The following is a 12,907-nucleotide window of genomic DNA, read 5'->3' as shown; positions in this document are numbered from 1 at the left end:
ACAGTGAGTTTCGGTCGGCCGACCGTGAACGGGGCCGCCGTGGCCCCGGAGTCGTACCGCCCATCAACCGATCGGTTGATACGTGCTCGAGCGCGATGGGCGATGCCCGGACAGGGCCCCCGCGGCGATTCTTGATGCCATGACCACCACCACAGCACCGCTCATCGAGGTCGCCGGGCTGCGCAAGACGTACGCCGGGCGGGCCGTCGTCGACGGGGTGTCCTTCACCGTCGGCGAGGGCGAGATCTTCGGGATCCTCGGGCCGAACGGCGCCGGCAAGACCACCACCGTCGAATGCGTCGAGGGACTGCGCGCGGCCGACGAGGGGCACGTCCGGGTCGCCGGGCTCGACCCCGTACGCGACCACGCGCAGGTCACCGGCATCCTCGGCGCGCAGCTCCAGGAGAGCGAGATCCAGCCGAAGCTGACCGTGAAGGAAGCGCTGGAGCTGTACTCCGCCTTCTACCCCGCGCCCCTCGACTGGCGGCCGCTCGCCGAACGCCTGCGCCTCACCGACAAGCTCGGCACCCGCTTCGCGAAGCTCAGCGGCGGCCAGAAGCAGCGCCTGTTCATCGCGCTCGCCCTCGTCGGCAACCCCCGCGTCGTCGTCCTCGACGAGCTCACCACCGGCCTCGACCCGCGCTCGCGCCGCGACACCTGGGAGCTCATCGAGGAGGTGCGCGCGAGCGGCGTCACCGTCCTCCTCGTCACGCACTTCATGGAGGAGGCGCAGCGGCTCTGCGACCGGATCGCCGTGATCGACAAGGGGCGCGTCGCCGCGCTCGACACCCCGGCGGGCCTGATCAGCCGGGCCGCCGGGTCGACCGTCATCTCCTTCACGCCGTCCGCGCCGCTCGACGAGCGTGAGCTGGCCGCGCTGCCAGGCGTCGCCTCCGTCGACCACAAGGACGGCAGGACGACCCTCACCGGCAGCGACGAGACGGTCGACGCCCTCGTCACGCTCCTGGCCCGGCACCACGTCACCGCCCACCAACTCCGCGTGTCCGACGCCACGTTGGACGACGCGTTCCTCGATCTCACGGGAGCCGGAGAGTCATGAGCACCCTCACCACCACCGCACCCGCCCGCCCCGGCTCCGCCGCGCGCCGGGCCGTCCTCGCCCACGAGTTCCGGCTCTTCCGGCGCGAGCCCGGCGCCCTGTTCGGCGTGGTGCTCTTCCCGCCGCTGCTGCTCGTCATCCTCGGCTCGATCCCCGGCTTCCGCGACGCCGGATCCGGGCCGAACGGGCTGCGCGTCATCGACGTGTACGTCCCCGTGACCGTGCTGCTCCCGATGATCGTCGCCGGTCTTCAGTCGATGCCGCCGGTCGTCGCCGGGTACCGGGAGCGCGGCATCCTGCGCCGGATGTCGGCCACGCCGGTGCCCCCCTCCGCGCTGCTCGGCGCGCAGATGGCGATCAACGGCGGGGCCGCGCTCGTCTCGGCGCTGCTCTCGCTCGCCATCGGCCGCGTCGCCTTCGACGTGGCCCTCCCGCAGCAGGCGTTCGGCTATCTCCTGGCGCTCATCCTCACGGTCGTCGTCGCGCTGTCGCTCGGCGCGCTGGTCGCCGCCAGGGCCCGTACGTCGAAGGTCGCCAACGCGATCGGCTCCGTCGTCTTCTTCCCGAGCATGTTCTGCGCCGGGGTGTGGCTGCCGGTGCAGTCGATGCCGCCCACGCTGGCCGACTTCGTCGAGGCCACCCCGTTCGGCGCCGCATCCCAGGCCCTCAACCAGGCCGCTGCCGGCGACTGGCCGGGCATCGTCCACCTGCTGGTGCTGGCCGCCTGGGCGGTCGTCCTGACCGGGGCCGCGGCACGCTGGTTCCGCTGGGAGTGACGAGCGCGGTGGCGAGCACGGTGACGTGGGGAACCGCGAGGGGAATGGCGAGGGGGTGAGCCGATGAGCTTCGCGCCGACGATGCAGGAGACTGAGGGCATGACCACGGACACCGAACCCGACCGGGCCGAACCCGACCGGGCGGCTCTGGAGGCCGAGATCGCCGCGGAGGACCCGTGGCACGTCGTCATCCGGTACGGGGCCCTCGTGCTGCTCGGCGTCGCCGTCGTGCTCTGCGCGGCCACCGGAGACGTGGTCGGCATGGACCGCACGCAGTGGTACGTCCTCGGCTCCCTCAGCGGCCTCGCGCTCGTCCTCCAGCTGTGGTGGACCTGGTACGAGCGGGACCGGACGGGGCCGTCGGCCGCGGGCACCTGCTACTTCTGGCTGCGCTGGGCGATCGCCTTCGTCTGCACCGTGATCAACCCGTTCTACGCGTTCTTCGCGGCCGCCGGATACTTCGACGCGGACCGGCTGATGCCGCCGAGGCTGCACAAGGTGGGTCTGTTCGCCTGCGTGGTCATCGTGGCGGGCTCGCAGGCCGGGGGTCTGCCGCCGCACGGGGTGACCACCTGGGCCGCGTTCGGCGCGCTGGTCGTCGCCAACATGGTCTTCGTCACCGTCACCGGGCACCTCCAGGAGAAGGAGCAGCAGCGGGTCCGCTTCCAGGCCCGTACGATCCGCGAGCTTGAGCAGACCAACCTCGCGCTCAAGGCGGCGATGGACGAGAACGCCCAGCTTCACACCCAACTCCTGCTCCAGGCGCGGGAAGCGGGCGTCGCCGACGAGCGGCGCAGGCTCGCCGCCGAGATCCACGACACCATCGCGCAGGGCCTGACCGGGATCATCGCCCAGCTCCAGGTCGTCGGGAGCGCGACCACCCTGGAGACCGCCCGCGAACACCTGGACCGCGCCTCGGACCTCGCCCGGCACAGCCTCGGCGAGGCCCGCCGCTCCGTGCACAACCTGTCGCCCACCGCGCTCGCCGACGCGACGCTTGCCGAAGCCCTGAAGGAGACGGTCGACGACTGGTCCGTCCGCTCAGGGGTGCGCGCCGACTTCACGCTCACCGGGCCCGCCGAACCCCTCCACGACGAGATCGAGGCGACACTCCTGCGGATCACGGAGGAGGCCCTGTCGAACGCGGCCCGGCACGCCGCCGCCACCCGCGTCGGCGTCACCCTCTCCTTCATGGCGGGCGAGGTCTCCCTCGACGTGCGCGACGACGGCCGCGGCTTCGACCTCCTCGCGCTGCCCGCCCGCGACGGCTCGGGCGGCTTCGGCCTCGACGGCATGCGGGCCCGCGCCGAGCGGCTCGCGGGCGAGGTCACCGTCGAGTCGGAGCCGGGCGGCGGCACGGCGATCTCGGCTCGCGTACCGTTGGTCCGCCATGACTGACCCCGTGATCACGCTCCTGATCGTCGACGACCACCCCGTCGTACGGGACGGTCTGCGCGGCATGTTCGAGTCCGCCGCCGGTTTCACCGTGCTCGGCGAGGCCTCGGGCGGCGTCGAGGCCGTCACCCGCGTCGCCGAGCTCGACCCGGACGTCGTCCTGATGGACCTGCGCATGCCGGGCGGCAGCGGCGTCGAGGCGATCAAGGAGCTGACCCGCCGCGGCGCCCGCTCCCGCGTCCTGGTCCTCACCACGTACGACACGGACTCCGACACGCTGCCCGCGATCGAGGCGGGCGCCACCGGCTATCTGCTCAAGGACGCCCCGCGCGAGGAACTCTTCACGGCGGTACGGGCCGCCGCCGAGGGCCGCACCGTCCTCTCGCCGGCCGTCGCGTCCCGCCTGGTCACGGCCGTCCGCACGCCCGCGGCGCCCGCCGACGAGACGCTCTCGGGCCGCGAGCGCGAGGTGCTCGTCCTGGTCGCGCGCGGCACGTCGAACCGGGAGATCGCGCGCGAGCTGTTCATCAGCGAGGCCACGGTGAAGACCCATCTCACCCACATCTACGGCAAGTTGGGCGTGAAGGACCGCGCGGCAGCGGTCGCGGTGGCCTACGACCGAGGGATCCTCGGCTAGCCGCGTCGCTGGAGGCGTCCGCATACTGGAGGTATGAGCACCGGCTCCCAGGAGTTCGTGCGCGCGACGCCACGGCCCGGCGGTCCGATCGTCTCCGCGGTCGGCTATCGCACGCGAGGCCTGCCTCCCGCGCTCCACCGCGGGCTGCCCTCCCCGTACCTCACGGTGATCTTCACCCTGGATGAGCCGGTCGTCGGCGGCCACACCCCCGAGGAGGCCCTGGGCCCCGACGCGGTCCGCACCGACATCGTCGTGGGCGGGCTGCACCAGAGCCCCGAGTACATCGCGCAGTCCGGATCCGAGTCCGGCATCCAGCTCTCCGTGCACCCCCTCGCGGCCCGCGCGCTGCTCGGGGCGCCCGCGGCGGACCTCGCGGGGCCCGTCGCGGTCGAGGGCACGGACGTGCTCGGCCGGACGGCGGCCCTCCTACGGGAGGAGCTGGTCGGGCTCGACGACTGGCGCGCCCGCTTCGACCTCCTCTCCGGCTACCTGACGCGACGGACGGCCGGGGACCCGCTGGCCGGTGTCCGCCCCGAGGTCGCCGAGGCCTGGACGTGGCTCGCCCGGCACCGCGGCGCGGGCACCCTGAAGGGCCTCGCCGCGCACGTCGCCCTCAGCGAGCGCCGCCTCACCACCCTGTTCCGCGCCGAGACGGGCCTCGCCCCCAAGCAGGCCGCCCGCCTGATGCGCTTCCAGCACGCGAAGGCCGCCGTCGTCCGCGCCGTGGACGCGGGCGCCCCGCCCGACCTGTCCCGCGTCGCCGCCGAGCACGGGTACTGCGACCACTCGCACCTGGTCCGCGACTTCCGCCAGTACACGGGCCTGAGCCCGACCCGCTGGCTCGCCGAGGAGTGCCGGAATATCCAAGCCGGGGGACATCACAACGGCGAAGACTCGGAGCCATGAACACCACACAGAGCAGCACACAAGACACCCAGCAGACCCCGCGCGAGCCCGCCGTCTGGCCCACTCTCCAGGCGACCGACGCGCCCGCGCTCATCGACTTCCTCGTCGACACCGTCGGCTTCCTGCGCACCGCCGTCTACGAGGACGGCGACCGCGTCGCCCACGCCCAGCTCGACTGGCCCGAAGGCGGCGGGATCATGCTCGGCTCCCACAAGCCGGACGCCGAGCCGGGCACCTGGTGCGTCGAACCGGGCAGCTTCGGCGGCTACGTCGTGACCGCCCGGGTCGACGAACTGTACGCACGGCTCGTCGACGCGGGCGTCAAGATCCTCCGCGAGATCGCGGACCAGCCGTACGGCAGCCGCGAGTTCGCGATCGTCGACCCGGAGGGCAACATATGGTCCTTCGGCACGTACGCGGGCGAGCCGCGGCCCACGCCCTGACTTTCAGGACCTGGCCTTCAGGACCTGACCTGCAGGAGCAGCACCGTCCGCGCGGCGACGGTGACCGTGGCGCCGGCCTCGTGCAGCACGGCGGGCGCCGCGCCCTGTTCCTCCTCGCCGGTGTCCACCACCACCTCGTACGACCGGGCCCAGGGCTCACCCGGCAGCACGAAGCTCTCGGCCCGGTCGCCCGCGTGCAGGATCGCGAGGAAGCTGTCGTCCCGCACCGGCTCGCCGCGCGCGTCCCGGCCCGGGATGTCGCGCCCCGACAGATACATGCCGATGGTGGCGGCGGGCGCGTACCAGTCGCCCTCCGTCATCTCGGTGCCGCGCGAGGTGAACCACGCCAGGTCCCGCAGCCCGTCCGCCGAGTGCGCGCGCCCGGAGAAGAACGCGCGGCGCCGCAGCACGGGGTGCGCGTGCCGCAGCGCGACGAGCCGCGAGGTGAGCGCGAGCAGCTCCCGGCAGCCGGGGTCGTCGAGGAGCCCCCAGTCGACCCAGCTGATCTCGTTGTCCTGGCAGTACGCGTTGTTGCTGCCGCGCTGCGTGCGCCCGAACTCGTCGCCCGCCACCAGCATCGGCACCCCCGTCGAGAGCAGCAGCGTCGTCAGCAGGTTCCGCAACTGCCGCCTGCGCAGGGCCCGTACGCCCTCGTCGTCGGTCTCGCCCTCGACGCCGCAGTTCCACGACCGGTTGTCGTGCGTGCCGTCCCGGTTGCCCTCCCCGTTCGCCTCGTTGTGCTTGCGTTCGTAACTGACGAGGTCGCGCAGCGTGAAGCCGTCGTGCGCGGTGATGAAGTTGACCGATGCCTGCGGCCGGCGCCCGCCCCACGCGTACAGGTCGCTCGACCCGGAGAGGCGGTACCCGAGGTCCCGTACGTCGGGCAGCGCGCCGCGCCAGAAGTCGCGCACGGCGTCGCGGTAGCGGTCGTTCCACTCGGTCCACAGGGGCGGGAAGGAGCCGACCTGGTAGCCGCCCGAGCCGACGTCCCACGGCTCCGCGATCAGCTTCACGCGGCGCAGCACCGGGTCCTGCGCGATGACGGCCAGGAACGGGGAGAGCATGTCGACGTCGTGCATCGAGCGGGCGAGCGCCGCCGCGAGGTCGAACCGGAACCCGTCGACACCCATCTCCGTGACCCAGTAGCGCAGCGAGTCCGTGATCAGCCGGAGCACCTGCGGCTGCACCACGTGCAGGGTGTTGCCGCAGCCCGTGTAGTCGGCGTAGCGCCGGGCGTCCTCCTGGAGGCGGTAGTAGCCGCGGTTGTCGATGCCCTTCAGGGACAGCATCGGGCCCAGCTCGCCCGCCTCCGCCGTGTGGTTGTAGACCACGTCGAGGATGACCTCGATCCCCGCGTCGTGCAGCGCCCGCACCATCCGCTTGAACTCGCCGACCTGCTGCCCGGCCGTCCCGGACGCCGCGTAGCCCGCGTGCGGGGCGAAGTAGCCGATGGAGTTGTAGCCCCAGTAGTTGCGCAGGCCCCGGCGCAGCAGATGGTCCTCGTGCGCGAACTGGTGCACCGGCAAAAGCTCCACCGCCGTCACGCCCAGCTTCACCAGGTGCTCGATGGCCGCCGGGTGCGCGAGCCCCGCGTACGTACCCCTCAACTCCTCCGGAATCCCCGGGTGTTGACGGGTGAAGCCGCGCACGTGCAGCTCGTAGATCACCGAGTCCGCCCACGGCGTCTTCGGCCGCCGGTCGTCCACCCACTCGTCACCGGACGCGTCGTCGTGCACGACCACGCCCTTCGGGACGTACGGCGCCGAGTCCCGGTCGTCGCGCACCGTGTCGGCCACATGCTGCTCGGGCCAGTCCCGTACGTGACCGTAGACCTCGGACGGCAGGCCGAACTCGCCGTCCACCGCCCGCGCGTACGGGTCGAGCAGCAGCTTCGCCGGGTTCCAGCGGGCGCCCGTCCACGGGTCCCAGCGGCCGTGCACCCGGAACCCGTAGCGCTGCCCCGGAAGCACTCCCGGTACGAAGCCGTGCCAGATCTCGTGCGTCAACTCGGTGAGCGGGGCCCGGCGTTCATGGCCCTCCTCGTCGAACAGGCACAGCTCGACGGACTCGGCGCCGCCCGCCCACAGCGCGAAGTTGGTGCCCGCGTCCCCGTCGGGCCCGACCCGGAAGCGGGCGCCGAGCGGCACGGGCGTGCCCGGCCACACCGGCTCCAGCGGGGACACCCGCTCCCGCTCACGGCCGCGCCCGTCGAACGGGGCCGGCAGCGCTCTGCCGTTGCCCGCGCGCGGCGCGCTCTGAACTGCCTCCTGCTCGGGTGCGCTCGACACCTGACGGCCTCCCGCGGCTCCACGACTCCTGGGCAGCGGGGTGTGCGGCGTCCCGGCCGCGCTCCCCCTGCTTCCTCCCCCTGTTCTGCCCAGAGCTTCGCTCGCACTCACGTTTCCCCAGCGGGGTGCACGTCGTTGGCTCTGGCGTGAGAACAGCTGTGAGGCGTGCGCGGCACGCAGGGGCGACACTGGGCGCCGTACTGACCTGGGCGGGATTGATGGGCGCGCTCGCCGGATGCACCGGCGGCGACACGATGTTCGGCAAGCCGCGGTCGGCGAAGGAACTGATCCGGGTCACGCCCGACGACGGCGCGAAGGGCGTCCGGGCGGGCGGACGGCTTCAAGTCACCGTCGCCGAAGGCCGGTTGGAGTCGGTCAAGGTCGTCAGGGTGCAGGACGCGGAGAAGCGGGCCGTGGCGGGCCGCCTGGAGCGGGACTCGATGCGCTGGCGCCCCACGGGCCCCGAAGCGGACCGCCTCGCGCTCGCCGCGCAGTACAAGGTCGACGCGGTCGCCATGGACGGCCACGGGCGCCGAGTGGCCCGGCACACCACGTTCAAGACGTACGTTCCCGAAAAGCGCTTCATCGGCTACGTCACGCCCGAGCACCGGGCCGAGGTCGGCACCGGCATGATCGTGAAGGTCGCGTTCAACCGGGAGATCGAGAACCGGGCCGCCGTGCAGCGCGCCATCAGGGTCACCGCCGAGCCCGGTGTGCGGATCGCCCCGCACTGGTTCGGCAGGAACCGCCTCGACTTCCGGCCGAGGCACTACTGGAAACCGGGCACCAAGGTCACCGTCGACCTCGGCCTGCGCGACGTACAGGCGGCGCCCGGCGTCTACGGCCTCCAGGACAAGGCGTTCACGTTCACGGTGGGCCGCAGCCAGGTCAGCGTGGTGGACGCGGCGGCGCACGTCATGCGGGTGCACAGGGGCGGCAAGCCGGTGGAGACCGTGCCGATCACGGCGGGGGCGCCGGGCTCGACGACGTACAACGGGAAGATGGTCGTCAGCGAGATGCTCGACGTCACCCGTATGGACAGCCGCACCGTCGGTTTCGGCGGCGAGTACGACATCCCGGACGTCCCGCACGCCATCCGGCTCACCGACTCCGGCACGTTCCTGCACGGCAACTACTGGTCGGGCGGCGTCTTCGGCCGCAGCAACGTCAGCCACGGCTGCGTGGGCCTGCGCGACGTGAAGGGCGGCGGCTCGCAGACCCCCGCCGGCCGGTTCTTCGAACGCAGCCTCATCGGCGACGTGGTGGAGGTCAGGAACAGCGCGGACAAGAAGGTCGCGGCCGACAACGGACTGGGTGGCTGGAACATGGACTGGGCGCGCTGGAAGGCCGGGGGAGCGGTTACCCGCTAGCCGAAAGTCGGGCATCCTCCCCGCTGTTGGGACTAAACGGTGACATCCCTGGGGATCCGTTTCCCCAGGTCGTGTGGTTATCTTTCGCAGTGCGCATGTGACATGCGCGGTAGTGCGGGCCTTGGGGCAAGGCCGTGCGAGGGGAGAAAGATCTTGAACGGGCGACGACCGATATCCGCGTTTCTGCTGGGGACGGCACTCTTCCTTGTCACCGCATGTGGCGGTGGTGGCGGTGGATCGGATGACGACAAGGGGGATTCCGGCCAGGCGGGCGCGGCGCACAAGGAGTCGCAGGCCGTGGTGGCGGTGGCGCCCAAGAACGGCGCCGACGGGGTCGCGACCAGCGGGGCCCTGAAGATCACCGCGGACAAGGGCAAGCTGACCGAGGTGAAGGTCGCCGACACCAAGGGCAACGAGGTGCAGGGCGCGATCACCGACGGCGGCAGCACCTGGACCCCGGCGCGGCACCTCGCCGCGTCGACCGAGTACAAGGTGCACGCGGTCGCCAAGGACAAGGCGGGCCGCGAGTCCGCCAAGGACTCCACGTTCACCACGCTCACCCCGAAGAACACCTTCATCGGCACGTTCACCCCGGAGGACGGCACGAAGGTCGGCGTCGGCATGCCGTTCTCGATCCGCTTCTCGCGCGGCATCACGCACCCCGAGGACGTCGAGAAGGCGATCTCGGTCAAGGCCGAGCCGTCCGTACCCGTGGAGGGCCACTGGTTCGGCAACGACCGTCTCGACTTCCGCCCGGAGAAGTACTGGGCGACCGGCACCAAGATCACGGTCAAGATGAACCTCGACGGCGTCGAGGGCCGGCCCGGCGTCTACGGCAAGCAGGTCAGGACCGTGAAGTTCACCGTCGGCCGCAGCCAGATCTCCACCGTCGACGCCAAGACCCACATGATGACGGTCAAGCGCGACGGCAAGACCTTCAAGAAGATCCCCGTCACCACGGGCAAGCCGGGCTACGAGACGTGGAACGGCACGATGGTCATCAGCGAGCGCCTGCGCGTGACCCGCATGAACGGCGAGACGGTCGGCTACGGCGGCGAGTACGACATCAAGGACGTCCCGCACGCCCAGCGCCTGACCGACTCCGGCACGTTCATCCACGGCAACTACTGGGGCGGCGGCACCTTCGGCAACGTCAACTCCAGCCACGGCTGCATCGGCCTGCGCGACGTCCGCGGCGGCTACGACAAGAAGGTGCCGGCGGCCTGGTTCTTCGACAACTCGATGACGGGCGACGTGGTGGTGGTCAAGAACTCCCACGACCGGACGGTCGACGGTGCCAACGGCCTGAACGGCTGGAACATGTCATGGGCGGACTGGAAGAAGTAGTCCGGTCGGGCTTCGGTGGTGGGTGAGTACCTCAAGCCCCTCCGGTGATTGAGGCGCGGGGTCCGGGGCAGCGCCCCGCGACCCCGCCCCGGTGGCCCGGAACAATCAACTGGGTACGCTGCGCCGCATGACCGTTCACCTCGAAGTAGCCGACGGCGTGGGGACCATCCGCCTCGACCGCCCCCCGATGAACGCCCTGGACATCGCGATCCAGGACCGCATCAAGGAACTCGCGGAGGAGGCCACGGCCCGCGACGACATCCGGGCCGTGGTCGTCCGCGGCAGCGAGAAGGTGTTCGCGGCCGGCGCGGACATCAAGGAGATGCGGGAGATGGACCACGCGGCGATGGTCGCGCGCTCCCGCGGGCTGCAGGACTCGTTCACCGCGGTCGCCCGCATCCCGAAGCCCGTCGTCGCCGCCGTCACCGGCTACGCGCTGGGTGGCGGCTGCGAGCTGGCGCTGTGCGCGGACTTCCGGATCGCCGCGGACAACGCCAAGCTCGGGCAGCCGGAGATCCTGCTCGGCCTGATCCCCGGCGCGGGCGGCACCCAGCGCCTGTCCCGGCTCGTCGGCCCGTCCAAGGCCAAGGACCTGATCTTCACGGGCCGCCAGGTGCGGGCGGAGGAGGCGCTCACCCTTGGGCTCGTCGACCGGGTGGTGCCCGCGGCCGAGGTCTTCGACGCCGCGAACGCCTGGGCCGGGCAGCTCGCCAAGGGCCCGGCGATCGCGCTGCGGGCGGCGAAGGAGTCCATCGACACGGGCCTGGAGACGGACCTCGACACGGGCCTCGCGATCGAACGCAACTGGTTCGCAGGCCTGTTCGCCACGGAGGACCGGGAGACCGGGATGCGCAGCTTCGTAGAGGAGGGCCCGGGGAAGGCGAAGTTCGCCTGAGGCGCCCGGGCTCTCTCCGGACGGCCCGTCAAATGCCGTGCGGGCAAGTCGAGTTGATCAGTTCGCTCGTTCGGGGAGCATTATCCCAACCTTAAGCGAACCTTAAGAGCGCCCGGCCGAAAACGATCAACTTCCGCGTCTACTCGGGGAGTTCCCCCAGGTCAGCCTGGGCGCGAACACCCCTGTACTGCCAGAGACATATGCCAAAACGGCCCTCCGGAACGAGGCGTTCCGGGGGGCTTATTCCGTCGGAACGGCCCCACGGGGGGCTCCATGGCCCCATCATGGAGGCATGGCGGGGCTTGAGGGTGTGGAACAACCGCGGCGGCACGCAAGTGCGACCGCGGCGCGCTGGTCTCCCGCGGTCGAGGACGAACACGCCCTGAGGGCACTGGAGTTGTTCGGAAACCCGGCCGAGGCGGAGGTGACGCTGCCGTCGCGCCCCGAGTCGGCCGCGACCGCCCGCCGGCTCGCCCAAGTGGTCGTCCTGCGCCACTGGGGCCTCTCCCCGAAAATGACCGAGGACGGCGTCCTCCTCGTCTCCGAACTCGTCGGCAACGCGGTACGCCACACCGGTGCCCGCCACTTCGGCCTCCGCATGCTGCGCCGCCGCGGCTGGATCCGCATCGAGGTACGCGACCCGTCCCGCGGCCTGCCCTGCCTGATGCCGGTACACGAACTCGACATCTCGGGCCGCGGCCTCTTCCTCGTCGACAAACTCTCAGACCGCTGGGGCGTCGACCTGCTACCGCGCGGCAAGACGACGTGGTTCGAGATGCGGGTGGCGGACCGCTGAGCCGCTCCCCGTTCAACGTCCTCGTACGCTGGGCTTGAGTCTCCACCCACTGGAAGGCCCAGACTCCTCGACATGATCGACGACGGCCCGCAACTGCTCACGATCGGACAGCTGGCCCGCCGCACCGGACTCACGGTGCGCACCATCCGGTTCTGGTCCGACGAGAGCGTCCTGCATCCCGTGACCCGCAGCGAGGGCGGATACCGGCTCTACGACGCCGAGTCCGTCGCCCGCCTGGAGCTGATCCGCACCCTGCGCGAGCTGGGCCTCGGCCTGGACGACGTACGGAAGATCCTCTCCGGGGAGCGGGACATCGCGTCCGTCGCCGCCGCGCACGTGGCGGCGCTCGACGCGCAGATCCAGGTGCTGCGGCTCAACCGGGCCGTCCTGTCGACCGTCGCGAAGAGGAACTCGACAGCCGAGGAGATGGCCCTGATGAACAAGCTGGCACGACAGTCCGCCGCCGAGCGCAAGCGGATCATGGACGACTTCGCCGAGGAAATGCTGCACGGCCTCGACACCGTGGACCCGTTCGTCCAGGAGCGGATGCGCGGCATGAGCGCCGGACTGCCGGACGAGCCGACGCCCGAGCAGGTCGACGCCTGGGTGGAACTGGCCGAACTGCTCCAGGACCCGGCGTTCAAGGCGCGCATGCGCCAGGCCACCGAGTACAACGCCGCCGACCGCGCCCCCGAGGACACGGCCGGCTCGTCCATGCTGTTCCTGCGCAAACTGGTCGAGCTCGCGGCCGACGCGGTGCGGGACGGCATCGACCCGCAGTCGCCCGCCGCCGAGCCGGTTCTCCAGGAACTCCTCGGCGACGCCGACCGCTCGGCCGTCCTCGACCGGCTGCTCGCCACCATGAACGACAAGGTGGCCCGCTACCGGGAACTGCTCGGCGTCCTCAAGGGCGGCACCCCCGAGCACCCGCACCGCGAGGAGTTCGCCTGGGTACTCGCCGCACTGCGCGCCCACGCAGCCAGCTAATCTGGCT

The 12,907-nt window shown here is 71.5% G+C and carries 12 protein-coding genes; 11 read left to right on the top strand and 1 reads right to left on the bottom strand.

Features of this window, described 5'->3' with window-relative positions:
- The first annotated feature begins 139 nt into the window (after nucleotides 1-139).
- From ACP4E5_RS16535 to ACP4E5_RS16510, 6 genes are all read left to right on the top strand, one after another.
- On the top strand, nucleotides 140-1,060 hold the full coding sequence (locus ACP4E5_RS16535; protein WP_425829383.1) for an ABC transporter ATP-binding protein: 921 nt from the start codon (nucleotides 140-142) through the stop codon (nucleotides 1,058-1,060).
- Nucleotides 1,057-1,836 carry an ABC transporter permease gene (locus tag ACP4E5_RS16530; protein WP_425829381.1) on the top strand — a complete coding sequence of 260 codons (780 nt, stop codon included), beginning with the start codon at nucleotides 1,057-1,059 and terminating at the stop codon, nucleotides 1,834-1,836. The genes ACP4E5_RS16535 and ACP4E5_RS16530 overlap by 4 nt, the downstream gene beginning before the upstream one ends.
- Nucleotides 1,837-1,935: 99 nt before the next feature.
- Nucleotides 1,936-3,234, top strand: coding sequence for a sensor histidine kinase (locus ACP4E5_RS16525; protein ID WP_425829379.1), 1,299 nt, complete (start codon nucleotides 1,936-1,938; stop codon nucleotides 3,232-3,234).
- The gene (locus ACP4E5_RS16520; RefSeq protein ID WP_425829377.1) at nucleotides 3,227-3,868 is read left to right on the top strand and encodes a response regulator; all 642 of its coding nucleotides are present in this window, start codon (nucleotides 3,227-3,229) and stop codon (nucleotides 3,866-3,868) included. The genes ACP4E5_RS16525 and ACP4E5_RS16520 overlap by 8 nt, the downstream gene beginning before the upstream one ends.
- Before the next feature lie 33 nt (nucleotides 3,869-3,901).
- Nucleotides 3,902-4,774 (top strand): AraC family transcriptional regulator, encoded by an 873-nt coding sequence (locus ACP4E5_RS16515; protein WP_425829375.1) that lies wholly within the window; start codon nucleotides 3,902-3,904, stop codon nucleotides 4,772-4,774.
- Entirely contained in the window at nucleotides 4,771-5,217 is a 447-nt protein-coding gene (locus ACP4E5_RS16510; RefSeq protein WP_425829373.1) for a VOC family protein, read from the top strand. The genes ACP4E5_RS16515 and ACP4E5_RS16510 overlap by 4 nt, the downstream gene beginning before the upstream one ends.
- Nucleotides 5,218-5,234: 17 nt before the next feature.
- Here ACP4E5_RS16510 and glgX read toward each other — a convergent pair whose 3' ends face one another.
- Nucleotides 5,235-7,505: a glycogen debranching protein GlgX gene (gene glgX, locus ACP4E5_RS16505; protein ID WP_425829371.1), complete on the bottom strand. Its 2,271-nt coding sequence runs from the start codon at nucleotides 7,503-7,505 to the stop codon at nucleotides 5,235-5,237.
- 146 nt (nucleotides 7,506-7,651) lie between these two features.
- Here glgX and ACP4E5_RS16500 point away from each other — a divergent pair, with 146 nt between their 5' ends.
- The 5 genes from ACP4E5_RS16500 (at nucleotide 7,652) to ACP4E5_RS16480 (ending at nucleotide 12,900) form a co-directional block, all read left to right on the top strand.
- Complete coding sequence (locus ACP4E5_RS16500) at nucleotides 7,652-8,875, top strand: L,D-transpeptidase (protein WP_425829369.1); 1,224 nt, start codon at nucleotides 7,652-7,654, stop codon at nucleotides 8,873-8,875.
- 153 nt (nucleotides 8,876-9,028) lie between these two features.
- A complete protein-coding gene (locus ACP4E5_RS16495; RefSeq protein WP_425829367.1) occupies nucleotides 9,029-10,222 on the top strand; it encodes a L,D-transpeptidase in 1,194 nt (397 codons plus the stop codon).
- A 127-nt stretch (nucleotides 10,223-10,349) separates the two neighbouring features.
- A complete protein-coding gene (locus ACP4E5_RS16490; protein WP_425829365.1) occupies nucleotides 10,350-11,117 on the top strand; it encodes an enoyl-CoA hydratase/isomerase family protein in 768 nt (255 codons plus the stop codon).
- A 292-nt stretch (nucleotides 11,118-11,409) separates the two neighbouring features.
- Nucleotides 11,410-11,913 carry an ATP-binding protein gene (locus ACP4E5_RS16485; RefSeq protein WP_425829363.1) on the top strand — a complete coding sequence of 168 codons (504 nt, stop codon included), beginning with the start codon at nucleotides 11,410-11,412 and terminating at the stop codon, nucleotides 11,911-11,913.
- A gap of 72 nt (nucleotides 11,914-11,985) precedes the next feature.
- Nucleotides 11,986-12,900, top strand: a complete 915-nt coding sequence (locus ACP4E5_RS16480; RefSeq protein WP_425829361.1) for a helix-turn-helix domain-containing protein — start codon at nucleotides 11,986-11,988, stop codon at nucleotides 12,898-12,900.
- Nucleotides 12,901-12,907 lie beyond the last annotated feature (7 nt).

The organism is Streptomyces fractus (assembly GCF_049844455.1).
Classification (GTDB): Bacteria; Actinomycetota; Actinomycetes; order Streptomycetales; family Streptomycetaceae; genus Streptomyces; species Streptomyces fractus.
The sequence above is the reverse complement of the archived record's forward strand: the minus strand, read 5'-3'. Positions and strand labels throughout refer to the sequence as shown.

Coding starts and splice junctions, on each gene's coding strand:
- ACP4E5_RS16535 (WP_425829383.1), top strand. CDS start 140: ATGACCACCACCACAGCACCGCTCATCGAGGTCGCCGGGCTGCGCAAG.
- ACP4E5_RS16530 (WP_425829381.1), top strand. CDS start 1,057: ATGAGCACCCTCACCACCACCGCACCCGCCCGCCCCGGCTCCGCCGCG.
- ACP4E5_RS16525 (WP_425829379.1), top strand. CDS start 1,936: ATGACCACGGACACCGAACCCGACCGGGCCGAACCCGACCGGGCGGCT.
- ACP4E5_RS16520 (WP_425829377.1), top strand. CDS start 3,227: ATGACTGACCCCGTGATCACGCTCCTGATCGTCGACGACCACCCCGTC.
- ACP4E5_RS16515 (WP_425829375.1), top strand. CDS start 3,902: ATGAGCACCGGCTCCCAGGAGTTCGTGCGCGCGACGCCACGGCCCGGC.
- ACP4E5_RS16510 (WP_425829373.1), top strand. CDS start 4,771: ATGAACACCACACAGAGCAGCACACAAGACACCCAGCAGACCCCGCGC.
- ACP4E5_RS16490 (WP_425829365.1), top strand. CDS start 10,350: ATGACCGTTCACCTCGAAGTAGCCGACGGCGTGGGGACCATCCGCCTC.
- ACP4E5_RS16485 (WP_425829363.1), top strand. CDS start 11,410: ATGGCGGGGCTTGAGGGTGTGGAACAACCGCGGCGGCACGCAAGTGCG.
- ACP4E5_RS16480 (WP_425829361.1), top strand. CDS start 11,986: ATGATCGACGACGGCCCGCAACTGCTCACGATCGGACAGCTGGCCCGC.